The sequence below is a fragment of the Streptomyces sp. NPDC006235 genome, assembly GCF_040613735.1.
Lineage (GTDB): Bacteria > Actinomycetota > Actinomycetes > Streptomycetales > Streptomycetaceae > Streptomyces.
On the sequence record NZ_JBEXSR010000008.1, the window covers coordinates 96,586 to 121,530 of the forward strand.

The following is a 24,945-nucleotide window of genomic DNA, read 5'->3' on the forward strand; positions in this document are numbered from 1 at the left end:
GATGGCCTTCCGGGAGATCAACGCGAAGATGGTCGAGGCGACGATCACGCCGGGCCAGCGGCTGTTCAGCCAGCGCGGCGCGATGCTCGCCTACAAGGGCGAGGTGTCCTTCACGCCCAACACGGCCGGCGGCCAGGGCGGGATCATGTCGATGATCGGCCGCCGGGTCGCCGACGAGGACACGCCCCTGATGACGGTCGAGGGCAGTGGCACCGTCCTCTTCGGACACGGCGGGCATCACGTCCAGGTGATCCAGCTCACCGGCGACACGCTGTACGTCGAGGCGGACCGCCTCCTGGCCTTCGAGGGCACGCTCCAGCAGGGCACGATGTTCCTGGGCTCGCAGGGCGGCGTCATGGGCATGGTGCGCGGGCAGGTCAGCGGACAGGGGCTGTTCACCACCACGCTCAAGGGGCACGGAGCCGTCGCGGTCATGGCCCACGGCGGGGTGATCGAGATCCCGGTCACACCCCAGCGGCCGGTGCACGTGGACCCCCAGGCCTACGTCGCCCACCACGGCGACGTCCGCAACAAGCTGTCCACGGCCCTGGGCTGGCGGGACATGGTGGGCCGCGGCTCGGGCGAGGCGTTCCAGCTGGAGCTCAGCGGCAGCGGTGCGGTGTACGTCCAGGCGTCGGAGGAGAAGCTGTGAGCACGTACGGAACCCCGGGCGCCGGCCCCGTGGTCTTCGACCCGGCGACACTGCCGCCGGACGACAACGTCAACGCCTACACCTTCTGCGTGGAGCTCAAGGGGAGCCAGTGGTTCCTCCAGAAGGGGAAGATGATCGCCTACTACGGCTCGATCGACTTCAACGGCGTCGGACACGGTCGGCTGGACCGTCTCGTCCGTACGTCCTTCCATTCGCCACTGCACGCGAGCGACTGGGTCGTGGCGGAGGGCTCGGGCAAGATGCTCCTCGCCGACCGGGCCTTCGACGTGAACTCGTACGACCTCGAGGACGGCAATCTGACCATTCGCTCGGGCAATCTCCTCGCTTTTCAGCCAACTCTGTCGCTGAAGCAGTCAATCGTGCCGGGTTTCCTGACCCTCATCGGAACCGGAAAGTTCGTGGCCGCGTCGAACGGCCCCGTGGTGTTCATGGAACCCCCGATCCGGGTCGACCCGCAGGCCCTGGTCGGATGGGCCGACTGCCCCTCCCCCTGCCATCACTACGACCATGGGTACATGACCGGTGTAATGGGCGGTCTACGTGCACTGACGGGCCTCGGCGGAGCCTCCGGCGAGGAGCACCAGTTCGAGTTCGTCGGCGCCGGCACGGTCCTGCTCCAGTCGTCCGAGACCCTCATGGTGGAGCAGGCCACGGGGGCCGTTCCGCACCAGGCCGGAGTGCCCGGTGGCGGGGCGCACAGTCCCCAGGCAGGCCAGCCCGGAGTACCGCGTCTTCCCGGACAGCTGGGGGACCTCCAGCGTCGCTTCGGGCTGTGAGCGGTAGTCTGCGGAGTGTGACATCGAACGTCTGCGCACCGATGTTCGGCGGGTGCGCTCCGTCACACGAAAACCCTCACTAGTTCGCCTTTCAACCTTTTAGGTAGACTTCATTCATGGAGACCGAGACGGCCACCCGCTGGCTGACCGATGCGGAGCAGTGCGCCTGGCGCACCCACCTGGAGGTCAACAGGCTGTTGACGTACCAGCTCGAAAAGGACCTGCAGCCGTTCGGCCTGACAATGAACGACTACGAGATCCTGGTGAATCTCTCCGAGTCGGAGGACCAGCGGATGCGGATGAGCGACCTCGCCTCCGCCACCCTCCAGTCCAAGAGCCGCCTCTCCCACCAGATCACGCGCATGGAGAACGCGAACCTGGTCCGGCGGGAGAACTGCGAGTCCGACCGCCGGGGGCTCTACGCGGTCCTCACCGACCACGGCATGGCGACGATGCAGAAGGTCGCGCCCCACCATGTGGCGTCCGTGCGGAGGCACTTCATCGATCTGCTGTCCCCCGAGGCCCTGACGGAACTCGACAAGGCCCTCAAGCCCATCGCGGAGCACCTGCGCACCCAGCGCGGACGCCCGTGACCGTGGGACGGCACATCCCCGGCTAGGCGAGCGGCAGGCGGAGTTCGAACAGGGCTCCGCCGTCGGGCCCCCGGCCGGCCGTGAGCGTGCCGCCGTGCCGGACGGCGACGTCCCGGGCGATGGCGAGCCCCAGCCCGGCACCGCCGTCGTCGCGGCTGCGGGCGGCGTCCAGCCGGACGAACCGCTCGAAGATCCGCTCCCGGTCGGCCTCGGGCACACCGTCCCCGTCGTCCGTCACCCCGACCACGGCCAGGTCACCCTCCCGCCGCACCGTCACGGTGACGGCCGACCGGGCATGCCGCTGGGCGTTGTCGAGCAGATTGGCGAGCACCCGCCCCAACTGCCCGCGCGATCCGGCCACGTTCACCGGCTCCGCGTCCACCGTCACGCCCGTCCGCCCCTCGGCCTCCTCCCGGGCCAGCCCGGCGAGGTCGACCTTCGCATCGTTGGGCCGCTCCCCCGCGTCCAGCCGGGCGAGCAGCAGCAGGTCGGCGGCGAGCCGCTGGAGCCGCACGGTGTCCTCCACGGCCCCGTCCAGGTCCAGCAGTTCGGGATGCGCGGCGGCCACCTCCAGCTGCGTGCGCAGCGAGGCGATCGGGCTGCGCAGCTCGTGGGAGGCGTCGGCGACGAAGCGCCGCTGCCGCTCCACGGAGGTCTCCAGGGCCGCGAGGGTCTCGTTCGTCGTCCGGGCGAGCCGGGCGACCTCGTCGTGCGTCTGCGGCTCCGGGACACGCCGCGCGAGGTCCTGGGAGGCGGTGATCGCGGCCATTTCACTCCGGATGCCCTCCACCGGCCGCAGCGCCCGCCGGGTGACCAGCCAGGTGACCCCCGCGACGACGCCGAGCAGCAGCGGGAACCCGATCAGCATCACCGTCGTCGCGCTCTGCACGGCCCCGTGCTCGGCGGCCAGCGGGGCACCGGCGTAGACCTTCAGCCGCCCCCGGTCCTGCGTCTCGACCTCGACGGCGGCGAACCGGTAGTCCTCCGTCTCACCGTCGATCGTCGCGGACCCGTTCCGGAAGGTGCTCTCCCCGGCGATCTCCCCCGGTTCGAGGGACTCCTCGTGATCGTCGGAGTCGTCGTCATCGTCCCCCTTGGCCGCCGCCGGCGGCAGCGGCTTCACCCGGTCGGACTCGGTGCCGCTGATCTTCTGCAGATCCTCGCTGACCGCGACCACCCGCTTCTTCTCGGCGAGCACCTGGACCGGCCCGTCGTCGCCGTCCAGCCCGGACAGCTTGTCGTACGGCGTCCCGGCGGCGAGCTCGGCGGCGACGGCCCGGGCGGAGCGCTCCGCCCGGGTGCCGGCCTCGCCCATCAGGTTGGACTTCAGGGACAGCAGAACGGCCGCCCCGGCCGCGACGAGCGCCACCGCGACCACGAGCGTGGCTCCCAGCGTGGCCCGCGCCCGGACGGACCCGAACAGCCGCCTCATGGCGACGTCTCCAGCCGGTACCCGGCACCGCGCACGGTCCGGATCAGCCCCGCCCGCAGCTTCCGCCGCAGGGTGCTGACGTACACCTCGACGATGTTGGGATCCCCGTCGTACGCGAAGTCCCACACGTGTTCGAGGATGTCGGACTTGGACACGACCTCCCCGGCCCGCAGCACGAGGTGCTCCAGCACGGAGAACTCCTTGGCGGTCAGGGCGACCTCGTCCTCCCCCAGGAACACCCGCCGGGCCGCGGTGTCCACCTTCAGGTCCCCGTGCACATGCACGGGCGAGGCCCCGGCACCCACCCCGCGCCGCCGCAGCAGCGCCTTGATCCGGGCGACGAGCACGACGTACGAGAAGGGCTTGGTCAGATAGTCGTCCGCACCGGTGTCGAGCCCCTCCGCCTCGTCGTACTCGCCGTCCTTGGCGGTGAGCATCAGGATCGGCACCTCGTGCCCGGCGGCGCGCAGGGCGGCGCAGACCCGGTAGCCGTTGAGGCCGGGCAGCATGATGTCGAGGATCACCAGGTCGTACGTGCCCTCCGAGGCCTGGTGCAGCCCCTCCCGTCCGTCGTGGACGACGTCCACGGCGTAACCCTCGGCCGTCAGGCCCCTGGCGAGCGACAGGGCCAGCCGCTTCTCGTCCTCCACGATCAACAGGCGCATGGGTAAAGAGTGGCAAAGCCAAGCTGAAGATCCCTTCAGGGGCCTTCAGGTTCCTCTCAGCCTCGATCAGCCAGATTGGAACACGTCGAAAACGAAACGACTCGGGAGGAATCCGCATGAAGCGCAACATCGTGATCGCCGCTGTGACCGCTGCCGCTCTGATCGGAGGCGGTACGGCCACGGCCCTCGCGACCACGGGAGACGACCAGGGCTCGGCGCGGCAGGCGGCGAACATCCGGCTGTCGGACGACGACGGCCGCGACGACCAGGACGGCGCGGACGCGCAGGACGACCGCGACGACGACGCGCGTGCTGCTTCCGCCGACGTGTCGGCGCCCGAGGCGATCGCGTCGGCGCTGAAGCACACGTCCGGCACGGCCGTGTCCGCCGAGCTGGACGACGAGGACGACAGCGGCAAGGTGATCTGGAAGGTCGACGTCCTGTCCGGCGACAACGGCTGGCACAGCGTGAGCGTCGACCCGTCGAACGGCAAGGTGCTCGGCTCGCACACCGACGACGAGGACGACACGGCGCAGGTGCGGGCGGCGCTGAAGGGTGCGTCCGTGACGGCCGAGGAGGCCTCGAAGGCCGCCGGCGGCAAGGGCACGGTGACGTCCGTGGACCTGGACGAGGACGGCAAGAACAAGTCCTGGGAGGCCGAGACGCACAAGTCCGGCGGCGCCGAGCAGGACTGGAGGATCGACCTCACCACGGGCAAGATCACGGCGGACCAGGACCAGGACCAGGACGACGACCAGGACTGACCCGGTACTGCCCCTTCCCACCGCCCCGGCGTCGCTGCTGACGCCGGGGCGTTGCGCAGCTCGGCGCGACGAGGTGCCGCTGCGCCCACCCGTGCCGCCTGGGAGCACCTCCCAGGCCCTTAAGGCACTGGGGGAGGCACGACTGCCCGCAGCTAGGCGGGACCGGCGGCCCGCAGCGCGGCGGCCTGCGGCAGCCAAGCCACGACGCACCCGCACCCGCGTACGCACGGAAGGGGACGTGTCGGGGGGTGTCCGCCCGCAGCGGTTGGCGCGTCAACGGACAGTCAGTCGGTATCCGACCCCATCGCGCCGTTCCGAGGACGGACACCCCCCGGCACGTGCCCGACCCACCGCACCCGGGTAGGCGCTACGCGCACCCCCACCGAAGCAGCCACAGGCCGCCGCAGGCACGCGCACGCTCAGCCCTCCGTCAACCCCACGACGAGCTCGTCAGCCGCACGGTACGGATCCAGCTCACCCGCCACGATCCGCTCCGCGAGCGCACCCAGCCGCCGGTCCCCGTGCAGGTCCCCGATCCGCTCCCGCAGCGCCGTCACCGCGATCGTCTCGACCTCGCGCGCCGCCCGGGCCATGCGCCGCTCCGCGAGCACCCCCCGCTCCTCCATCCAAGCGCGATGTTTCTCCAGGGCCTCGACGACCTCGTCCATGCCCTCTCCCCGCGCGGCGACCGTCTTCACGATCGGCGGACGCCAGTCCCCGGGCGCCCGGGCCTCCCCCAGCCCCAGCATGTGGTTCAGCTCGCGAGCCGTCGCGTCCGCCCCGTCCCGGTCGGCCTTGTTCACGACGTACACGTCACCGATCTCCAGGATCCCGGCCTTGGCCGCCTGGATGCCGTCCCCCATCCCCGGGGCCAGCAGCACCACGGACGTGTCCGCCTGCGAGGCGATCTCCACCTCCGACTGCCCGACCCCCACCGTCTCGACGAGGATCACGTCGCACCCCGCCGCGTCCAGCACCCGGATCGCCTGGGGCGCGGCCCACGCGAGCCCGCCCAGATGCCCGCGCGTGGCCATCGAGCGGATGTACACGCCCGGGTCCGACGCGTGCTCCGACATCCGCACCCGGTCCCCGAGCAGCGCACCCCCGGAGAACGGGGACGACGGGTCGACCGCGAGCACGCCGACCCGCCTGCCCTGCTTGCGGTACGCGGTCACCAGCGCCGAGGTCGACGTGGACTTGCCGACCCCCGGCGACCCGGTCAGCCCGACCACGTACGCCTTGCCGGCCAACGGCGCCAGCGCCGCCATGACCTCCCGCAGCTGCGGGGACGCCCCCTCCACCAGCGAGATCAGCCGGGCCACGGCCCGCGGCCGGCCCTCCCTCGCCTGGGCGACCAGGGTGGAGACGTCCTGCATCACAGCTCCGTTCAGCTAGGGGGCGTACCCGTACTCAGGCCTTGGGCACGCGCACGATCAGCGCGTCACCCTGACCACCGCCACCGCACAGCGCGGCCGCGCCCACACCGCCACCACGCCGCTTCAGCTCCAGCGCGAGGTGCAGCACGAGCCTCGCACCGGACATCCCGATCGGGTGACCCAGGGCAATGGCACCACCGTTGACATTCACCTTTTCGGTGGACACCCCGAGGTCCTTCATCGACTGCACGGCCACCGCCGCGAACGCCTCGTTGATCTCGATGAGGTCGAGGTCCTCGACGCCCAGTCCCTCCTTCTTCAGCGCGTGCTGGATCGCGTTGGACGGCTGGGACTGCAGCGAGTTGTCCGGCCCGGCCACGTTCCCGTGCGCCCCGATCTCGGCGATCCACTCCAGGCCGAGCTCCTGCGCCTTGGCCTTGCTCATCACCACGACGGCGGCGGCACCGTCGGAGATCTGCGAGGCGGAGCCGGCCGTGATCGTGCCGTCCTTGGCGAAGGCGGGACGCAGCTTCCCGAGGGACTCCGCGGTGGTGTCGCCCCGGATCCCCTCGTCCTTGCTGAACAGCACCGGGTCGCCCTTGCGCTGCGGGATCTCGACGGGCGTGATCTCGGCCTCGAAGATGCCGTTCTTCTGCGCGGCGGCGGCACGCTGATGGCTCAGCGCCGCGAACTCGTCCTGCTCGGGTCGCGCGATGCCGAGGCGCGTGTTGTGCTTCTCCGTCGACTCGCCCATGGCGATGTTCTCGAAGGCGTCGGTCAGACCGTCGTACGCCATGGCGTCGAGCATCTCGATCGCGCCGTACTTGAAGCCCTCACGGGACTTCGGCAGCAGGTGCGGCGCGTTGGTCATGGACTCCTGGCCGCCCGCGACGATCACGTCGAACTCACCCGCACGGATCAGCTGGTCGGCGAGAGCGATGGCGTCGAGGCCCGACAGACACACCTTGTTGATGGTCAGCGCCGGCACGTTCATCGGGATGCCGGCCTTGACCGCGGCCTGGCGCGCCGGGATCTGCCCCGCCCCGGCCTGGAGCACCTGACCCATGATCACGTACTGCACCTGGTCGCCACCGATCCCCGCACGGTCGAGGGCGGCCTTGATCGCGAAGCCGCCGAGGTCGGCTCCGGAGAAGGACTTCAGCGAACCGAGCAACCGCCCCATGGGCGTACGCGCCCCCGAGACGATCACCGAGCTGGTCGTAGCAGAAGACATGAGCTGCGATCCCCTTACCGGCTGCACAGCCGAGGAGTGAACGAGGGTTTACTTCGAATGTACTGACCAGTACTCCACCGCGTCATCGGGCTGTCGGTGTGATCGCGCGCACGTTGCGTAACCACCTCCGGAGCGCTGCACTGAATCCATGCTGACGCGAATCGACCACATCGGGATCGCCTGTTTCGACCTCGACAAGACCGTCGAGTTCTACCGTGCCACCTACGGCTTCGAGGTGTTCCACTCCGAGGTCAACGAGGAGCAGGGCGTGCGCGAGGCCATGCTCAAGATCAACGATACGTCCGACGGCGGCGCCTCGTACCTGCAGCTCCTGGAGCCGACCCGCGAGGACTCCACCGTCGCGAAGTGGCTGGCGAAGAACGGGGAGGGCGTCCACCACATCGCTTTCGGTACGGCGGACGTGGACGCCGAGGCCGCGGACATCAAGGACAAGGGCGTACGCGTGCTGTACGAAGAGCCGCGACGCGGTTCCATGGGGTCACGGATCACCTTCCTGCACCCGAAGGACTGTCATGGCGTACTGACAGAACTGGTCACTTCGGCGGCCGTTGAGTCACCTGAGCACTGACCCTCGTACATAGGGGCCGGTAGGGTTGGGGGCGGTCGCCGCTCAGCCAGGGTGACCGCGGTCCCGCCGTGCGACGGCAGGACCACCGGGGTCCGGGTTTCGGGGGACGAGCGTCGGGGCAGCAGCCTCTGCTCCGCCGATGATCTGACACCATTCCCCGGGGGCCCCGTTCGGCGGATGGACGGAGCTCGTTTGGAGAGAGTTGCGACCAGGGGACGGATGGGACCGCGCAGTGCGGGGCTACGAGAGCCAGGAGCGAGAGCCGGCGGCTGACGTCGACCACCTCTCTCGGTTCGAAGCCGAGATGAAGCGGCTGAAGACCGAGCGGGAAAAGGCGATCCAGCACGCCGAGGACCTCGGCTACCAGGTCGAGGTGCTGCGCGCCAAGCTGCACGAGGCGCGGCGCACCATCATGTCCCGGCCCTCCTTCGACGGCGGCGACATCGGCTGGCAGGCCGAGCAGTTGCTGCGCAACGCGCAGATGCAGGCCGACCAGATCCGGGCGGACGCCGACCGCGAGCTGAGTGAGGCCCGGGCCCAGACCCAGCGGATCCTCCAGGAGCACGCCGAGCAGGCGGCCCGGCTCCAGGCGGAGCTGCACCAGGAGGCCGTGACCCGGCGCCAGCAGCTGGACCAGGAGCTGGCCGAGCGCCGCCAGACGGTCGAGTCGCACGTCAACGAGAACGTGGCGTGGGCCGAGCAGTTGCGGGCCCGCACCGAGCAGCAGGCCCGCCGGCTGCTGGAGGAGTCCCGCGCCGAGGCCGAGCAGGCCCTGGCGACCGCCCGCGCGGAGGCCGAGCGGCTGACGACCGAGGCCCGGCAGCGGCTGACGGGCGCGGCCGAGGAGGCCCGCGCGGAGGCCGAGCAGATCCTGCGGCGTGCCCGCACGGACGCCGAGCGGCTGCTCAACGCCGCCTCCACCCAGGCCCAGGAGGCCACCGATCACGCCGAGCAGCTGCGGACGTCCACGGCCTCGGAGTCGGAGTCCGCGCGCCGCCAGGCGCAGGAGCTGAGCAAGGCCGCCGAGCAGCGGATGGCGGAGGCCGAGGAGGCGCTGCGCAAGGCGCAGGCCGAGTCGGAGAAGCTGGTCGCGGAGGCCAAGGAGGCCGCCGCCAAGGCCCTGGCGAGCGCGGAGTCCGCGAACGAGACGCGTACGCGCACCGCCAAGGAGCAGGTCGCCCGGCTGGTCGAGGAGGCCACGAAGGAGGCCGAGAACACCAAGACCGAGGCCGAGCAGATCGTCGCGGACGCCCGCGCCGAGGCGGAGAAGATCGTCGCGGAGGCCTCCGAGAAGGCCCGCACGCTCACGGCCGAGGAGACGGCGACCCAGCTGTCCAAGGCGGCCAAGACCGCCGAGGAGGTCCTCACCAAGGCGTCGGAGGACGCCAAGAAGACCACCAAGGCCGCGGCCGAGGAGGCCGAGCGGATCCGCCGGGAGGCCGAGGCGGAGGCGGACCGGCTGCGCGCCGAGGCGCATGACATCGCCGAGCAGCTCAAGGGCGCGGCGAAGGACGACACCAAGGAGTACCGCGCCAAGACGGTCGAACTCCAGGAGGAGGCCCGTCGGCTGCGCGGTGAGGCCGAGCAGCTGAGGGCCGACGCGGTCGACGAGGGCGAGAAGATCCGCGCCGAGGCCCGCAAGGAGGCCGTGGCGCAGATCGAGGAGGCGGCGCGGTCCGCCGAGGAGCTGCTCGCCAAGGCGAAGGCGGACGCGGACGAGCTGCGGACGACGGCCCAGACGGACAGCGAGAAGGTCCGCACCGAGGCCATCGAGCGGGCGACGACCCTGCGCCGGCAGGCCGAGGAGACCCTTCAGCGCACCCGGCAGGAGGCCGAGCGGCACCGCGAGGAGGTCGTCGAGCAGGCCGAGGCCCTCAAGGCGGAAGCCGAGCGTGCGGCGCGGGAGCTGCACGAGGAGACCGAGCGGGCCATAGAAGCCCGTCGCGCGGAGGCCGCCCAGGAGCTGACGCGGCTCCAGACGGAGGCCGAGGAGCGGCTGGCGGCGGCCGAGCAGGCGCTGTCCGACGCCCGTGAGGAGGCCGCGCGGATCCGCCGCGAGGCCGCCGAGGAGAACGAGCGGCTGCGTGCCGAGGCCGCCGAGCGGATCCGTACGCTCCAGCAGCAGGCCGAGGCGGAGGCCGAGCGGCTGCGCGACGAGGCCGCGTCCGACGCGTCGGCCGCGCGCGCCGAGGGCGAGGCCGTCGCCGTCCGTCTGCGGTCGGAGGCCGCGAGCGAGGCCGAGCGGCTGAAGTCGGAGGCGCAGGAGAGCGCCGACCGGGTCCGCGCGGAGGCGCAGGCCGCCGCCGAGCGGCTGGCCACGGAGGCGTCCGAGACGCTGGCCGCCGCCCAGGACGAGGCCAACCGGCGGCGCCGGGAGGCCGAGGAGCTCCTCGGCAGTGCCCGGCAGGAGGCCGACCAGGAGCGCGAGCGGGCCCGCGAGCAGAGCGAGGAGCTGCTGGCTTCCGCGCGCAGGCGCGTGGAGGAGGCCCAGACCGAGGCCGTCCGGCTGGTCGAGGAGGCCGACCGGCGTGCCACGGAGATGGTGTCGGCGGCCGAGCAGCACGCGCAGCAGGTCCGGGACTCCGTCGTGGGACTGCACGAGCAGGCGCAGGAGGAGATCGCCGGGCTGCGCAGCGCCGCCGAGCACGCGGCGGACCGTACGCGGCGGGAGGCGCAGGAGGAGGCGGACCGGGTCCGCTCCGACGCCTACGCCGAGCGGGAGCGCGCGAGCGAGGACGCCGGCCGGCTGCGGCGCGAGGCGCACGAGGAGTCCGAGGCCGCCAAGGCGCTCGCCGAGCGGACGATGTCCGAGGCGATCGCGGAGGCGGAGCGGATCCGCGCGGACGTCGCCGAGCACGCCCAGCGGGTGCGCACGGAGGCGTCGGACGCCATCGCGGAGGCCGAGCAGAGCGCCTCGCGCACCCGGGCGGACGCCCGCGAGGACGCCAACCGCATCCGTTCGGACGCGGCGACGCAGGCGGACACCCTCATCACCGAGGCGCGGGGCGAGGCGGAGCGGCTCACGACCGAGACGGTCCAGGAGACCGACCGGCTGCGGATGGAGACGGTCGCGGAGGCCGAGCGGGTCCGTACGGAGGCCGTCTCCGAGGCGGAGCGCCTGCGTGCCGAGGCGGCCGCGGAGGCCGAGCGGGTGCGGGCCGAGTCGGTCGCCAAGGCCGACCAGCTGGTCGGGGAGGCCACGGACGAGGCGGAGCGGCTGCGCGCCGAGGCCGCGGAGACCGTCGGCTCGGCGCAACAGCACGCCGAGCGGGTCCGCAGCGAGGCCGAGCGCGTCAAGGCGGACGCCGAGGCGGAGGCGGAGCGGCTCGTCAACTCCGCGCGCGAGGAGGCCGACCGGACGCTGGACGAGGCCCGCAAGGACGCCAACAAGCGGCGTTCCGAGGCGGCCGAGCAGGTCGACAAGCTCATCTCGGAGACCACGGCGGAGGCCGACAAGCTGCTCACCGAGGCGCAGCAGCAGGCGCACAAGACCACCGCGGAGGCCGAGTCGCAGGCCGACACGATGGTGGGCGCGGCCCGCAAGGAGGCCGACCGGCTCATGTCCGAGGCGACGGTCGAGGGCAACTCGCTGGTGGAGAAGGCCCGTACGGACGCCGACGAGCTGCTGGTCGGCGCACGCCGGGACGCCACGCAGATCCGGGAGCGTGCCGAGGAGCTGCGCGACCGCATCACGGCGGAGATCGAGGAGCTGCACGAGCGGGCCCGCCGGGAGTCGGCGGAGGCGATGAAGTCGGCGGGCGACCGCTGCGACGCGCTCGTCAAGGCCGCGGAGGAGCAGCTCGCAAAGGCGCAGGCGAAGGCCAAGGAGATCGTGTCGGAGGCCAACTCCGAGGCGGGCAAGGTCCGTATCGCCGCGGTGAAGAAGGCGGAGGGGCTGCTCAAGGAGGCCGAGCAGAAGAAGTCCACGCTGGTCCGGGAGGCCGAGGAGCTCAAGGCCGAGGCGATCCGCGAGGCCAAGCGCACGGTCGAGGAGGGCAAGCGCGAGCTGGAGGTCCTGGTCCGCCGCCGCGAGGACATCAACGCCGAGATCTCCCGTGTCCAGGACGTCCTGGAGGCGTTGGAATCCTTCGAGGCCCCGTCCCCGGCCAAGGACAACGGAGTCAAGGCAGGCGCAACAGTCGGCGCACCCCGTTCGGGTGGCAAGTCCTCGGATAGCTAGCGAACCGGGGCCAAACGGGTGTGTGCTGGGGTCTTTGGCCAAGCTTTGGCAAGCGGTCCTGGGGTCAGCCACCCAAAAGGGGTCTCATTTTGCAGACCAAACGCGCATCCGCTCGATGACACACCGTTTCGGCCCCTAGGATTCCACCTATCACCTCACCGGTCTCATTCGACAGGAACCCCATGAGCGACACTTCCCCCTACGGCTTCGAGCTTGTGCGGCGTGGATACGACCGCGCTCAGGTGGACGAACGTATCTCCAAGCTCGTCTCCGACCGTGACAGCGCTCTCGCCCGCATCACCGCTCTGGAAAAGCGCATCGAAGAGCTCCACCTCGAGACGCAGAACGCCCAGGCCCAGATCAGCGACGCGGAGCCGTCGTACGCGGGTCTCGGCGCGCGCGTGGAGAAGATCCTCCGCCTCGCCGAGGAAGAGGCGAAGGACCTGCGCGAGGAGGCCCGGCGCGCTGCCGAGCAGCACCGCGAGCTCGCCGAGTCGGCGGCCCAGCAGGTGCGCAACGACGCCGAGTCGTACTCGGCGGAGCGCAAGGCCAAGGCCGAGGACGAGGGCCTGCGGATCGTCGAGAAGGCCAAGAGCGACGCCGCCCAGCTGCGTTCCGAGGCGCAGAAGGACGCGCAGTCCAAGCGCGAGGAGGCGGACGCCCTCTTCGAGGAGACCCGCGCCAAGGCCGCTCAGGCCGCCGCCGATTTCGAGACGAATCTCGCCAAGCGCCGGGAGCAGTCCGAGCGCGACCTGGCGTCCCGTCAGGCCAAGGCCGAGAAGCGCCTCGCCGAGATCGAGCACCGCGCCGAGCAGCTCCGCCTGGAGGCGGAGAAGCTGCGCACGGACGCCGAGCGCCGCGCCCGCCAGACGGTGGAGACGGCCCAGCGCCAGGCCGAGGACATCGTGGCCGACGCCAACGCCAAGGCCGACCGCATCCGTTCGGAATCCGAGCGCGAGCTCGCGGCCCTCACCAACCGCCGCGACAGCATCAACGCCCAGCTGACGAACGTCCGCGAGATGCTCGCCACGCTCACGGGCGCCGCGGTGGCCGCCGCCGGTACCCCGGCCGAGGACGAGCCGATCTCCCGCGGGGTTCCGGCCCAGCAGTCCCGGTAACGACCCGGGATACGGAGTCTGAATCTCCGCAAAGCCCTCTGCCGCTCGGGTGGCAGAGGGCTTTGTCCCGTTCTAGCGTGGCGGGCATGATTGAGCTCGAGGGGCTGACCAAGCGGTACGGCGAGAAGGTGGCGGTCAACAACCTGTTCCTTCACCGTCAGACCAGGCATCGTCACCGGCTTCCTCGGACCCAACGGCGCGGGCAAGTCCACGACCATGCGGATGATCCTGGGGCTCGACCACCCGACCGTCGGCGACGTCCGGATCGACGGCAAGCACTACCAGCAGCTGAAGGATCCGCTGACGTACATCGGCGCCCTGCTGGAGGCCAAGGCCTGGCACGGCGGGCGCAGCGCCTACAACCACCTGCTGTGCCTCGCGCAGAGCAACGGCATTCCGAGCGGCCGGGTCCATGAGGTCCTGGAGACGGTCGGGCTGACGGCGGTCGCGAAGAAGAAGACCAAGGGCTTCTCGATGGGCATGGGGCAGCGGCTCGGCATCGCGGCCGCGCTGCTCGGCGATCCGCGGATCCTGATGTTCGACGAACCGGTCAACGGCCTCGACCCCGAGGGCATCCACTGGATCCGCACCCTGATGAAGTCCCTGGCGGCGCAGGGCCGGACCGTGTTCGTCTCCTCCCATCTGATGGGCGAGATGGCGCTGACCGCCGACCACCTCGTCGTCATCGGGCAGGGGCGGCTGCTCGCGGACACCTCCATGGCCGACTTCATCGCGCGCAACTCTCGCTCGTACGTCCGGGTCCGCAGCCCGCAGCGGGAGCGGCTGCTCGACGTGCTGCACCAGGCCGGGATCGTGGCCGTCGAGAGCGGTGAAGGGGTGCTGGAGGTGGACGGCGGCAAGGCCGAGCACGTCGGCGAGCTGGCGGCGCAGCACGGGATCACGCTGCACGAGCTGAGCCCGCAACAGGCGTCGCTGGAGGAGGCTTTCATGCAGCTGACCGCGGAGTCGGTGGAGTATCACGCACACAGCGGGGCGAGTCCCGAGCCACCGGGGCAGCAGTGGGGCGACGGCTGGAAGAGGGGCTGAGCATGGCGACGACTCAGGTCGTACGGTCGGAGTGGACGAAGATCCGGTCGGTGGCGTCCACGGTGTGGACCCTGTCGCTGGTGGTGGTCGTGACGGTCGCCCTCGGCATGCTGATCGCGGCCCTGTCCAAGAACGAGTTCGACTCCATGGGCGCGCAGGAGCGGGCGGAGTTCGATCCGACGTTCATCAGTTTCGCGGGGATGAGCCTCGGGCAGCTCGCGATGATCGTGTTCGGTGTGCTGGTGGTGTCGAACGAGTACAGCACCGGCATGATCCGCACCTCGCTGGCCGCGGTGCCGCAGCGCGGCTCCTTCCTGTTCAGCAAGATCGCGGTGGCCGGTGGTCTCGCTCTCCTGGTCGGTCTCGTCACCAGCTTCGCCGCCTTCTTCCTGGGGCAGGCGATGCTGGGTGAGCACCGGGCGGAGATCGGCGACCCGGGGGTGCTGCGGGCCGTGTTCGGCGGCGGCCTCTACATGGCCCTCATCGCGATGTTCTCGATGGGCGTGGCCGCGATGCTGCGCTCGCCGATGCTGTCGCTGGGCATCCTGATGCCGTTCTTCTTCCTGATCTCCAACATCCTGGGCAACGTGGACGCGACGAAGAAGGTCGGCCGGTTCCTGCCCGACCAGGCCGGCAGCCGGATCATGCAGGTGGTCACGCCCGTCGACGACGACGTCCCGTACGGGCCGTGGGGCGGCCTGGGGATCATGGGGTTGTGGGTGCTCGCGGCGCTGGTCGGCGGGTACGTGCTGCTGAAGAAGCGCGACGCCTAGGCAGGCGCGCCCCGGGGCTGCCGGTGCGCGTCACGCTCTCCCCTTTACTTTCATTTGGGCGGAACCGTCAGCGCCTCGATATCCTCCTAACCCTTACGGGGGCGTGTGCCCCGCTGTCCTGAACCTTGCGATGGGTGCGGAGCATGATCGAAGCAGTCGGCCTGACCAAGCGCTACGGCGACAAGACCGCTGTGTACAACCTTTCCTTCCAGGTACGGCCGGGGGCCGTCACCGGCTTCCTCGGACCGAACGGCTCGGGCAAGTCGACGACGATGCGGATGATCCTCGGCCTGGACAACCCGACGGCCGGGCACGTGACGATCGGCGGCTACCCGTATCGCAAGCTGCCCAACGCCCCCCGTCAGGTCGGTGCCCTGCTGGACGCCAAGGCCGTGCACGGGGGCCGGGCCGCCCGCAACCACCTGCTGTGCCTGGCCCAGCTGTCGGGCATCCCGGCCAGGCGGGTGGACGAGGTGCTCGGGGTCGTCGGTCTCCAGGACGTGGCCAAGAAGCGGTCCAAGGGCTTCTCGCTCGGCATGGGACAGCGGCTGGGCATCGCCGCCGCGCTGCTCGGCGACCCGCAGGTGCTGCTGTTCGACGAGCCGGTCAACGGCCTCGACCCCGAGGGCATCCTCTGGGTGCGCAACCTGATGAAGGCGCTCGCGGCGGAGGGCCGTACGGTCTTCGTCTCCTCGCATCTGATGAGCGAGATGGCGCTGACCGCCGACCATCTCATCGTCATCGGCCGCGGGCAGCTCCTGGCCGACATGAGCGTGACGGCGTTCATCTCCGCGAACTCCGCGGACTTCGCACGGGTCCGTACGCCGGACACCGAGCCGCAGCAGCGCGAGAAGCTGTCGGCCGCGCTCACCGAGTCGGGCGGGCACGTGCTGCCCGAGCAGGACGGTGCGCTGCGCGTGACCGGGCTGCCGCTCCCCCGCATCAGCGACATCGCGCACGACCACGACGTCCGGCTGTGGGAACTGTCGCCGCACCAGGCCTCGCTGGAGGAGGCGTACATGCGGATGACGCAGGGTGCCGTCGACTACCGCTCGACCATCGACCAGAAGGAAGGCCTGCAGCAGCCGCTGCCGCCCGGGGCACAGCCCCCGATGCCGGTCCCCGGCCAGGGCCAGCCCGGCTGGTACGCCCCGCCGCCGCCCCAGCCGGGCGCACACCCGTTCGCGACACCGCCGCAGGGCGCACCGGGAGCCCCGTACGGCGCACCTGGGGCCCCGGGAGCCCCCGGCCCGGGAACCCCGAACCCGTACGCCCAGCCGGCGGACCGGACACCGCAGCCGCCCGCACAGCCCGCACCGCAGGCGTCGCAGCCTTCCGACCGGACACCGCCCCAAGCCCCGGCGATGCCCGCCGCGCAGCCCGCAGGCCGGGCACCGCAGGGCAGCCCCGAGGCCCCGGCAGGGCCGGCGGCCCCGGCGGGCGCGCCCACGCCGTCGGCCTCCGCCCCGGCCCCGGACCTGACCAAGCCGGAGGGCCCCCGATGAGCAGCCTCACAGCGCCCCCGGCCCCCGCGGGGCCCACGGCCCGGGCAGGCACGCCCGCACAACCGGCCGACAGCCCGGCCCCCGCCACCTGCACCGCGCCGGTGTCCGCCCCGGCCTCCGACCTGACCAAGCCCGAGGACCCCCGATGAGCAGCCCTCAGCCTCAGATGCCGCCGGCCGCGCCCACCTGGGAGGCGACGCCCGGTTCTTCGTACTCCGGTTACACCTCGCCGATCCCGGTCGTGCGGACGCACCTCGGGCATGCCATCGCCTCCGAGTGGACGAAGATCAGGTCGGTGCGCTCCACGATGTGGACGCTCGGCGTGTTCGTCCTGCTCGTCATCGGCATCGGCACGCTGACCGGCGCGGTGGTGGCCAACTCCGACCCGGCCCTGTCCGGCGAGAGCCCGCTCGGCCTGGGCTTCTTCGGGCTGCTGCTCGGCAGCATGTGCATCATCACGCTGGGCGTGCTGACCACGGCCTCGGAGTACGGCACGGGCATGGTCCGCACCACGATGGTCGCGTGCCCGAGCCGGGGCCGGGTGCTCGCCGCGAAGGGCATCGTGTTCTTCCTGGTCGCGTTCGTGGTGACGCTGGTGTCCGCGTCCCTCGTCGCCTTCCTGCACGTGGCCATGCTGGAGGGCGACGGCGTCAAGTCCCCCTCCGGCGGGGAGTGGCTGAAGGCCACGGTCGGCATGTCGGCCTACATCGCGCTGCTGGGCCTGCTCTCGCTCGCCGTCGGCTCGATCATCCGGCACTCGGCGGGCGCCATCACCATCATGATCGGCGCCGTGCTCGCCCCGCTGGTGATCGCGCTGTTCATGTTCTCGGAGTCGCTGTCGGCCGTCCGCGACGCCCTGCTCGAGTACTCGATCCCGAACCAGCTCAGCGTCTTCTACTCCGCATCCCTCAGCCAGTCCGGCCCGTCCGGCTGGGACCCGCTGTGGATCATCCTCGGCGCGACGGCCGTCGCGTTCGCCGCCGCCTTCGCGCTGCTGGAGAAGCGGGACGTCTGAGTCGTAGGAAGAGAGAGCTAGAACCTCGGCGCGTTACGGGACCGCTGCACCCCGGGGGTGCGGCGGTCCCGTGCGTTCCAGCAGGCCTTGTGCCAGTGTCGGCGGTCGTCGACGCCCGTGTGCTCGGACCAGGCCACCACGTGCGGTACCCCGTCCGGGATCAGCTGGTCGCAGCCGGGGCAGCGGTAGGACTTGCCCTGCGCGCTCGCGCCGGCCACATGCCGCACGCTCCAGTTCTCGCCCTGCCAGTTCTCCGATGACTGCCAGCCGCCGTAACGGCCGGGGCGGTCGTCCTCGGCGCTCCGGCCGAACGAAGCGGCGCCCTTGGGTCGGTTGCGACGCGGGGACACGGGACACCTCTCGGGGCTATACAGGACACGTGGCGTGCCCAGCCTACGCGGCGCGGAGGGGGGGTACACGTACGCCATCAATCCTCGCAAGTCCCTCGCCGGGCAGGGCGGGCCCCCGCCGGGATCTCTCCCCGGGCTCCGCGGAACGGCCCATTCTGCAGACAATCCGCAAATTGCCCCGACCGGCCGTGTCCTCAGCACGTGTCAGACGGTTATGCCCTGTGGGGGAGCTCCGTGTCGGAGCCAAGGAAGCAGGAAAGCAATGCGCGTTGGAAGTTTCGTGTTGGCGGCCCAGTTCCCCGGTCAGGGCGAGGGAGAGGCGCTGCACCGCGCGGTCCGCTCGGCCGAGGTGGCCGAGGAGGCCGGGCTCGACACGGTCTGGCTGGCCGAGCACCACTTCGTGCCGTACGGCACGTGCCCGTCGGCCATCACCCTGGCCGCCTTACTGCTCGGCCGCACCCGCCGCATCCGGGTCGGTACGGCGGTCAGCGTACTGCCCACCGCCCACCCCGTGGCCCTCGGTGAACAGGCCGCGCTGCTGCACCACACGAGCGACGGCCGTTTCACGCTCGGCGTCGGGCGTGGCGGCCCGTGGGTCGACCTGGAGGTGTTCGGCGCGGGCCTGGAGGCGTACGAGAAGGGGTTCCCGGAGTCCCTGGACGTGCTGGTGCGCTGGCTGCGCGACGCGTCCGTGGCGGCCGACGGGGAGCGTTTCCGCTTCCGTGAAGTCCCGGTGGTCCCCCGGCCGTCGGAGGCCCTGACCGAGGCCGAGGGCCCCGAACTGGTCGTCGCGTGCACGTCCCCGGCGAGCGTGCGGCTGGCGGCCGAGCGCGGACTGTCGATGCTCCTCGGGATGCACGTGGGGGACGAGGAGAAGGCCGAGATGGTCACCCTGTGGCGGCAGCACGCGCGGGCGTGCGGGCGGCCGGCGGAGGAGATCCACCGCGCGTCTCATGTGTCGGCGGGCGTCTGCCAGATCGCGGACCGGCGGGTCGACGCGGCGGAGACGCTGCTGAAGGCGATGCCGGGCTGGCTGAAGCAGGGCCTGGAGGCGCATGTCACGGTCGACGGGCGCACGCGCCGGATGCGCGACCCGCTGGCGTACACCGAACTGCTCTGCGGACTGCACCCGGTGGGCACCCCGCGGCTGTGCGCCGACCGGCTGGCGGCGACCAGCGAGCGGACCGGCATCTCCCGTTTCGCCCTGCTCGTCGAGGGCTCCGGGGACCTGGCGGCGACGGAGGAGAACGTACGGCGGCTGGGGGCCGAGGTGCTCCCCCAACTCGCCTGACCACGCGGTGGGTTCCTGGGGCTTGCCGCTCCGGTACAGAACTGCACCTCCCGCGTACGGAGCGGCAAGCAAACGGCGCCGCGTCAGCAGTCCCGGAACTCGGGAGACTGGTTGAGCACCTGGCTGCGGACCGACGTGAAGCGGCCCAGCTTCTCGTCGACCGAGGAGTCAAGCGGGAACACGGCCACCCGGTGGCAGTTCTGGAAGGCCAGTCGCACACCGAAGTGCCGCTGCAGCGCGCCGCGTATCGCGTCACTCGCAAGCGCACGCAGCAACTGACCGCGTGCCTGCTCGTCCGGCGGAGGCGTCTGGTTGTCGGCGAACGCACCGCCGTCCACCTTCAGCTGGGCCACCAGGGAGCTGATCATCTCCCACGCATAGGGCAGGGAGGTCCGGACGCAGTCGACGAATTCCGCTTCGTCGACCTCGCCTCGCTCGGCCTGTTCGAGTAGGGCCGGTGAGACGTCGAGCGACATGAGTTCTCCTCTCGCACCCCCGCCCGGCGGGCAGGGGTTGCCGGACAGATAAGGGAGTTCGCGATACCGGACACGCTGCGTACACACATCGCGACCTCCCGTTCATACCGTAAGCAACCGACGGTGACCGCACCAGGAAAATGCGCAGATGAGGCACTCCCGATGACCACACCCTGCACACAATCGGCCAATACCGAACACGTGTTTTCCAGGGCGAATCGCGTCGACACCCGCCCGTCGAGTAGCGTTGCCGACCATGCGTCTCGTCATTGCCCGCTGCTCCGTGGACTACGCCGGGCGGCTCACCGCCCACCTTCCCTCGGCCCCGCGCCTGATCCTGGTGAAGGCGGACGGCAGCGTCTCGATCCACGCCGACGACCGGGCCTACAAGCCCCTGAACTGGATGTCGCCGCCCTGCACGCTGAAGGAGGGCACCGGCGAGGACGAGGGCGTCTGGACCGTCGTCAACAAGGCGGGCGAGAAGCTCATCATCACGATGGAGGAAGTCCTCCACGACTCCTCGCACGAACTGGGCGTCGATCCCGGTCTGATCAAGGACGGCGTGGAAGCGCACCTCCAGGAGCTGCTCGCCGACCGCATCGAGACACTCGGCGAGGGCTACACCCTCATCCGCCGCGAGTATCCGACGGCCATCGGGCCGGTCGACATCCTGTGCCGGGACGCCGACGGCAAGACCGTCGCGGTGGAGATCAAGCGGCGCGGTGAGATCGACGGCGTGGAGCAGCTGACGCGCTACCTGGAGCTGTTGAACCGCGACCCCCATCTGGCCCCGGTCCGCGGCATCTTCGCCGCGCAGGAGATCAAGCCCCAGGCCCGCGTGCTCGCGACCGACCGCGGCATCGGCTGCCAGGTCCTCGACTACGACGCGTTGCGGGGCATCGAGGACGACAAGCTGCGGCTGTTCTGACACAGCGCACGTACACGACGAAGAGGGCCGGGTCCGAGGAACGGACCCGGCCCTGCTGTGTGTGGGGCTGTCAGATCACCGGGTCCGGGCTGCTCTCCGGCGCGCTCGCGGTGGTGCTCGCGGGGGCGCTCGACGCCGGGCCGCTGGCCGAGTCCGAGGTAGACGGCTGCGAGGTCGGCGGCTGGGACGTCGGCGGCTGGGAGGTCGGCGGCTGAGACGTGGGCGACTGCGAGGGCGGCTTGGACGTCGTCGGCGGCTTCGACGTCGTGGGGGGCTTGGACGTCGTCGGCGGCTTGGACGTGGCCGGCGGCTGGGAGGTCGTCGGCGGCTTCGACGTCGGCCCGGAGTCGCCGGGGCTCGGGGAGGCACTGGGACTGCCCGTCGGCGTCGGATCGTCCGAGGTGCCCGGCGTGCCGTCCGGACCCGGGTCGGTCGGGCGGCTCGTCGCCGCACCCGTGTCGCCGTTGCTGTCGTTCGCCGGCCGGTCGGCGCCCAGGCTGCCGTCGTCGACGCCCTGGCTGGCCGAGGGGTTGACGCCGACCTGGTCGGACGGCGGGTTCGCATCCTTGTCGGACGTGGCGCCGAGGGTCACCACCGTGCCGAGCACGGCGACGAGCAGGGCACCGGCTCCGGCGGCCACGAGGTTGCGCCGGGCCAGGCCCTTGAGCCCGCCCCGGGCCTTGCGCGAGGGCGCGGGCGTGCTCTGGCGAGTGACCAGGGTCGGCGAGGGCGGCTGCTGGAGGGTCGGGAAGGCCGCCGGCACACCGCCGGCCGGGGACGGCGACTCCTCGTACCGGGCGTCGGGCACCTCCTCGCCCGCGGTCGGCCCGAGCCCGATCGGCGTGCCCGAGCGGTCCGCGACCAGGGCGAGGGCCCGACGGCCGGCGACGGTGCCGCGCTTGTCGGAGAGGGAGCCGCGCAGGCCGATCGAGGTCTCCAGTTCGGCCCGGGCCCGGTCGAGCTGTCCGCCGCACAGGGCGAGGATGCCGAGCTCGTGGTGGAAGTAGGCCTGTTCGGCGACGTCGTCGGCGAGCCGGGCGGCCTCGGCGCCGATGTGCAGGGCGCGTTCCCAGGCACCCCAGTGCAGCCCGGCGGCGAACGCGGGCGCGGCGGTGCGCGCCAGGTGCACGGCCGGACTCTCCTCACCCTCGGCGGCCGGGCCGGTGAGCGGCCCGAGCACGGCCAGGGCGGCCAGGAGCGCGTCGGCCTCGGCGCACACGCGCTCCGGGGTGACCGAGGGGTGCCCAGCCCACCAGGAGTAGTGCTGGGCGGCGCTGCGGGCGCCGGCCACGGCCTCGTCGGCGTATCCGGCGGCCTCCAGCTGGGCCAGGACACCGGCGGCGAGCCGGTAGCGGGAGCCGACCGGGGAGACCAGACCGCAGGAGGCCAGTTCGCCGAGCGCGGCGTCCGCGTGGGTGTCGCCGACCAGGGCGGGCAGATGTGCCTGGTGGGGCACCTCGCCGCCGAGGGCGACGGCGAACCGCAGGGTGGCGCGGGCGGAGGCGCTCAGCCGGGAGGCGAGCAGCGGCGCGGGCGCGGCGGCCTCGCCGAGCGGGGGCAGCGGTAGGTCGTCGCCGTCGGTGGCGTCGTACGCGTCGGAGGCGTCGGCCGGGGGTGCGTCCTCGAAGACGCCGAACGCGTCGACGGCGCTGGTCCCGGCGCGCAGCCGGTCGCGCTGCCGCAGCAGGGCACCGGCCTGCACGAAGCGCAGGGGCAGGCCCTCGGACTCGAACCAGAGGTCGCCCGCCCAGTTGGACTCCTCGTCGGTGAGGGGCCGGCCGAAGGCGTGTTCCAGCAGGTCGAGCCCGGCGGCGCGCTCCAGGCCGCCGAGGAGGACCTCCTCGACGCCGGAGTCGGCGGCAGGGGCCGGTACGTCCGGCGTGGCGCCGAGCAGGAAGGCGCACTCGGGGGTGGCCTCCAGCAGCTCGTCGAGCGCGGCACCGCCGAACTCCAGGTCGTCGACGACGACGACCGCGCCGATCTCCCGGACGAAGGTGAGCAGTTCGTCCCGTTCCGGGCGATGCAGGGGGGCGTTGTACACCGCGTAGAAGAGGTCGTACAGCAGGTCGCCGGAGGTGCGGCCGAAGCCGTTCAGGCGGACGACGCCGTCGGGGGCGAGGTCGGAGCAGTCCTCGCCCACGAGGTCGAGGAGGCGGGTGCGGCCGCAGCCGGCGGGGCCGGTGAGGCGGACCGAGCGGCCGCGGGCGAGCAGGCGCACCAGCCGCTCGCGTTCGTCCTGGCGGGCCAGCAGCGGCAGGCTGGGCTGCGCGGGGCCGGGCGGGACGGGCGGCCGGGCCGCGCGCTCGGCCTCGGCGCGCTCCGCCGTCGTGAGCTTCGCGGGCCGGGCGGGCCGTTCGGCGGGCGGGCAGGCTTCTATCTCGCTGCCGTCGACGGGGTTGACGGTCAGCAGGAAGTCGCCGGAGACGAGCTGCACCGTGCGGGCGAGCGCGGGAGCGTGCTGACTGAAGTCGGGCGTGAGGGAATCCCTGGGCGGGCGCTGGCGCGGCGACTCGCTGTCGCCGTCGTGGCCGTACTCCTCGGGTCCCCGGGTGTTCGGGTCCATAGGTCAAAGCCCCCCAAAAGCGTGTGTGTGCTCTGAAAAGCCCCTCCCGGCCTTGCTGCACACCGCGCTGTCGCTTCTGGTCCGGGCCCGCAGATAGGGTTTCAAGGCAGCGGGCAGCCGAACCCTAAACCTTCGCACAGTATCTACGACAGTCCGGGGTACCGCGCCGTCCGAGACGTCACGGTCTCGTGAGGATTGTGCGCGTCGCACGTCGCGATGTCCGTCCGGGTCTCCCCGGTCGCCCGGTTCACACCCGCACAGAACGTCACACGCGAGGCAATGTCTCCACCCCGATGCCCCCCTCGATCGCCAGGATCCGGTGCAGGCGGGTGGCCACCAGCAGGCGCTGCATCTGCGGCGGCACGCCGCGCAGCACCAGGCGCCGGCCGCAGCGGCCGGCCCGCCGGTGAGCCCCCATGATCACACCGAGTCCGGTGGCGTCCCAGGAGTCCAGTTCGGACAGGTCCAGCACCAGGTCGCCGACTCCGTCGTCGACGGCCGAGTGCAGGACCGTACGGGCGTCCGCCGCGCTCCGGACGTCGAGGCGGCCCCCGACGACCAGCTCGGCATGATCGCCCCTGATGTACATATGCGCTCCCCGTGCGTGCGTCTCGTGCTCCGCGCTCTGATGCCGGTGATGCAACCTCTGACTGCGTGAGGGGGGCAGAGGTTGCTTCTTGTAAGCGAACCGATACCGAATTCACCCGGGGGTGTGATGCTCCCGAGGCATGTGCGGTTTCAGTGCTTGTAGAAGCCCTGCCCGCTCTTGCGTCCGATGTCACCGGCGTCAACCATCCGGCGCATCGACTCGGGAGCCGCGAACTTCTCGTCCTGGGACTCGGTGTAGATGTTGCTCGTGGCGTGCAGCAGGATGTCGACGCCCGTCAGGTCGGCCGTCGCCAGCGGGCCCATGGCGTGACCGAAGCCCAGCTTGCAGGCGAGGTCGATGTCCTCGGCGCTCGCCACGCCCGACTCGTGCAGCTTCGCGGCCTCGACGACCAGGGCGCAGATGAGGCGGGTCGTCACGAAGCCGGCGACGTCGCGGTTGACGACGATGCAGGTCTTGCCGACCGACTCGGCGAACTCCCGGGCCTTGGCGAGGGTTTCGTCGCTGGTCTTGTAGCCGCGGACCAGTTCGCACAGCTGCATCATCGGCACCGGCGAGAAGAAGTGCGTGCCGACGACCCGCTCGGGGCGCTCCGTCGCGGCCGCGATCTTGGTGATCGGGATGGCGGAGGTGTTGGAGGCGAGGACGGCCTCCTCCTTCACGAGCTTGTCGAGCGCGCGGAAGATCTCGTGCTTGACTTCGAGCTTCTCGAACACGGCCTCGACGACGACGTCCGCGTCGGCCACGGCGTCCAGGTCGGTGGTCGCGGTGATCCGGGCGAGGGCGGCGTCGGCGTCGTGCGCCTCCAGCTTGCCCTTGGCCACGAACTTGTCGTACGACGCCTTGATGCCGTCGGTGCCCCGGGTCAGTGCCTCGTCGGTGACGTCGCGCAGGACCACGTCCCAGCCTGCCTGTGCGGAGACCTGGGCGATGCCGGATCCCATGAGGCCGGCTCCGATGACGGCGAGCTTCCGTGCCACTGTGCGACTC

The 24,945-nt window shown here is 71.5% G+C and carries 22 protein-coding genes and 1 pseudogene; 14 read left to right on the forward strand and 9 right to left on the reverse strand.

Going from position 1 to position 24,945, the window contains the following annotated elements:
• The first annotated feature begins 1 nt into the window (after window position 1).
• The 3 genes from ABZ192_RS12815 to ABZ192_RS12825 all read left to right on the forward strand — a co-directional run bounded on the left by ABZ192_RS12815 (window position 2) and on the right by ABZ192_RS12825 (window position 2,042).
• Window positions 2–652: an AIM24 family protein gene (locus ABZ192_RS12815; RefSeq protein WP_356924528.1), complete on the forward strand. Its 651-nt coding sequence runs from the start codon at window positions 2–4 to the stop codon at window positions 650–652.
• The gene (locus ABZ192_RS12820; protein ID WP_356924529.1) at window positions 649–1,449 is read left to right on the forward strand and encodes an AIM24 family protein; all 801 of its coding nucleotides are present in this window, start codon (window positions 649–651) and stop codon (window positions 1,447–1,449) included. Before ABZ192_RS12815 ends, ABZ192_RS12820 begins: the two co-directional genes overlap by 4 nt.
• Window positions 1,450–1,565: 116 nt before the next feature.
• Window positions 1,566–2,042 carry a MarR family transcriptional regulator gene (locus tag ABZ192_RS12825; RefSeq protein WP_086564495.1) on the forward strand — a complete coding sequence of 159 codons (477 nt, stop codon included), beginning with the start codon at window positions 1,566–1,568 and terminating at the stop codon, window positions 2,040–2,042.
• Window positions 2,043–2,064: 22 nt separating this feature from the next.
• On the opposite strand, the gene ABZ192_RS12830 is transcribed toward ABZ192_RS12825, so the two are convergent.
• Both ABZ192_RS12830 and ABZ192_RS12835 read right to left on the reverse strand, forming a co-directional pair.
• Window positions 2,065–3,474, reverse strand: coding sequence for an ATP-binding protein (locus tag ABZ192_RS12830; protein WP_356924530.1), 1,410 nt, complete (start codon window positions 3,472–3,474; stop codon window positions 2,065–2,067).
• Complete coding sequence (locus ABZ192_RS12835) at window positions 3,471–4,139, reverse strand: response regulator transcription factor (protein ID WP_356924531.1); 669 nt, start codon at window positions 4,137–4,139, stop codon at window positions 3,471–3,473. Before ABZ192_RS12835 ends, ABZ192_RS12830 begins: the two co-directional genes overlap by 4 nt.
• Window positions 4,140–4,255: 116 nt before the next feature.
• On the opposite strand from ABZ192_RS12835, the gene ABZ192_RS12840 reads away from it, so the two are divergent.
• Window positions 4,256–4,903: a PepSY domain-containing protein gene (locus ABZ192_RS12840; protein WP_356924532.1), complete on the forward strand. Its 648-nt coding sequence runs from the start codon at window positions 4,256–4,258 to the stop codon at window positions 4,901–4,903.
• Window positions 4,904–5,322: 419 nt separating this feature from the next.
• Here ABZ192_RS12840 and meaB read toward each other — a convergent pair whose 3' ends face one another.
• Both meaB and ABZ192_RS12850 read right to left on the reverse strand, forming a co-directional pair.
• Window positions 5,323–6,279, reverse strand: a complete 957-nt coding sequence (gene meaB / locus ABZ192_RS12845) for a methylmalonyl Co-A mutase-associated GTPase MeaB (protein ID WP_356924533.1) — start codon at window positions 6,277–6,279, stop codon at window positions 5,323–5,325.
• A gap of 34 nt (window positions 6,280–6,313) precedes the next feature.
• Window positions 6,314–7,513, reverse strand: a complete 1,200-nt coding sequence (locus ABZ192_RS12850) for an acetyl-CoA C-acetyltransferase (RefSeq protein ID WP_356924534.1) — start codon at window positions 7,511–7,513, stop codon at window positions 6,314–6,316.
• A gap of 148 nt (window positions 7,514–7,661) precedes the next feature.
• Between ABZ192_RS12850 and mce the strand changes: the two genes are divergently transcribed.
• The 8 genes and pseudogenes from mce to ABZ192_RS12890 all read left to right on the forward strand — a co-directional run bounded on the left by mce (window position 7,662) and on the right by ABZ192_RS12890 (window position 17,740).
• Window positions 7,662–8,102, forward strand: coding sequence for a methylmalonyl-CoA epimerase (gene mce / locus ABZ192_RS12855; protein ID WP_059417187.1), 441 nt, complete (start codon window positions 7,662–7,664; stop codon window positions 8,100–8,102).
• 232 nt (window positions 8,103–8,334) lie between these two features.
• Window positions 8,335–12,282, forward strand: coding sequence for a polarized growth protein Scy (scy, locus tag ABZ192_RS12860; RefSeq protein WP_356924535.1), 3,948 nt, complete (start codon window positions 8,335–8,337; stop codon window positions 12,280–12,282).
• Window positions 12,283–12,464: 182 nt separating this feature from the next.
• Entirely contained in the window at window positions 12,465–13,400 is a 936-nt protein-coding gene (locus tag ABZ192_RS12865) for a cellulose-binding protein (RefSeq protein ID WP_059417189.1), read from the forward strand.
• Window positions 13,401–13,486: 86 nt separating this feature from the next.
• A pseudogene (locus ABZ192_RS12870) lies at window positions 13,487–14,447 on the forward strand (ABC transporter ATP-binding protein).
• Window positions 14,448–14,449: 2 nt separating this feature from the next.
• Window positions 14,450–15,220: an ABC transporter permease gene (locus ABZ192_RS12875; RefSeq protein WP_356924536.1), complete on the forward strand. Its 771-nt coding sequence runs from the start codon at window positions 14,450–14,452 to the stop codon at window positions 15,218–15,220.
• A 143-nt stretch (window positions 15,221–15,363) separates the two neighbouring features.
• Window positions 15,364–16,725: an ABC transporter ATP-binding protein gene (locus ABZ192_RS12880; protein WP_356924537.1), complete on the forward strand. Its 1,362-nt coding sequence runs from the start codon at window positions 15,364–15,366 to the stop codon at window positions 16,723–16,725.
• Window positions 16,722–16,874, forward strand: a complete 153-nt coding sequence (locus ABZ192_RS12885; protein ID WP_356924538.1) for a hypothetical protein — start codon at window positions 16,722–16,724, stop codon at window positions 16,872–16,874. The genes ABZ192_RS12880 and ABZ192_RS12885 overlap by 4 nt, the downstream gene beginning before the upstream one ends.
• On the forward strand, window positions 16,871–17,740 hold the full coding sequence (locus ABZ192_RS12890) for an ABC transporter permease (protein ID WP_356924539.1): 870 nt from the start codon (window positions 16,871–16,873) through the stop codon (window positions 17,738–17,740). The genes ABZ192_RS12885 and ABZ192_RS12890 overlap by 4 nt, the downstream gene beginning before the upstream one ends.
• 17 nt (window positions 17,741–17,757) lie before the next feature.
• On the opposite strand, the gene ABZ192_RS12895 is transcribed toward ABZ192_RS12890, so the two are convergent.
• Window positions 17,758–18,090 (reverse strand): ATP/GTP-binding protein, encoded by a 333-nt coding sequence (locus ABZ192_RS12895; protein ID WP_356924540.1) that lies wholly within the window; start codon window positions 18,088–18,090, stop codon window positions 17,758–17,760.
• Window positions 18,091–18,352: 262 nt separating this feature from the next.
• On the opposite strand from ABZ192_RS12895, the gene ABZ192_RS12900 reads away from it, so the two are divergent.
• Window positions 18,353–19,381: an LLM class flavin-dependent oxidoreductase gene (locus ABZ192_RS12900; RefSeq protein ID WP_356924541.1), complete on the forward strand. Its 1,029-nt coding sequence runs from the start codon at window positions 18,353–18,355 to the stop codon at window positions 19,379–19,381.
• Window positions 19,382–19,464: 83 nt separating this feature from the next.
• On the opposite strand, the gene ABZ192_RS12905 is transcribed toward ABZ192_RS12900, so the two are convergent.
• Entirely contained in the window at window positions 19,465–19,857 is a 393-nt protein-coding gene (locus ABZ192_RS12905) for an SCO5389 family protein (protein WP_030246492.1), read from the reverse strand.
• Between the two features lie 256 nt (window positions 19,858–20,113).
• Here ABZ192_RS12905 and nucS point away from each other — a divergent pair, with 256 nt between their 5' ends.
• Window positions 20,114–20,785 carry an endonuclease NucS gene (gene nucS, locus ABZ192_RS12910; RefSeq protein WP_190055002.1) on the forward strand — a complete coding sequence of 224 codons (672 nt, stop codon included), beginning with the start codon at window positions 20,114–20,116 and terminating at the stop codon, window positions 20,783–20,785.
• A gap of 70 nt (window positions 20,786–20,855) precedes the next feature.
• Here the strand turns inward: nucS and ABZ192_RS12915 are convergent, their stop codons facing one another.
• From ABZ192_RS12915 to ABZ192_RS12925, 3 genes are all read right to left on the reverse strand, one after another.
• On the reverse strand, window positions 20,856–23,348 hold the full coding sequence (locus ABZ192_RS12915; RefSeq protein WP_356924542.1) for an ATP-binding protein: 2,493 nt from the start codon (window positions 23,346–23,348) through the stop codon (window positions 20,856–20,858).
• Window positions 23,349–23,613: 265 nt separating this feature from the next.
• On the reverse strand, window positions 23,614–23,937 hold the full coding sequence (locus tag ABZ192_RS12920) for an STAS domain-containing protein (protein WP_030246483.1): 324 nt from the start codon (window positions 23,935–23,937) through the stop codon (window positions 23,614–23,616).
• Window positions 23,938–24,086: 149 nt separating this feature from the next.
• Window positions 24,087–24,935 (reverse strand): 3-hydroxyacyl-CoA dehydrogenase family protein, encoded by an 849-nt coding sequence (locus ABZ192_RS12925; protein WP_356924543.1) that lies wholly within the window; start codon window positions 24,933–24,935, stop codon window positions 24,087–24,089.
• Window positions 24,936–24,945: the final 10 nt, after the last annotated feature.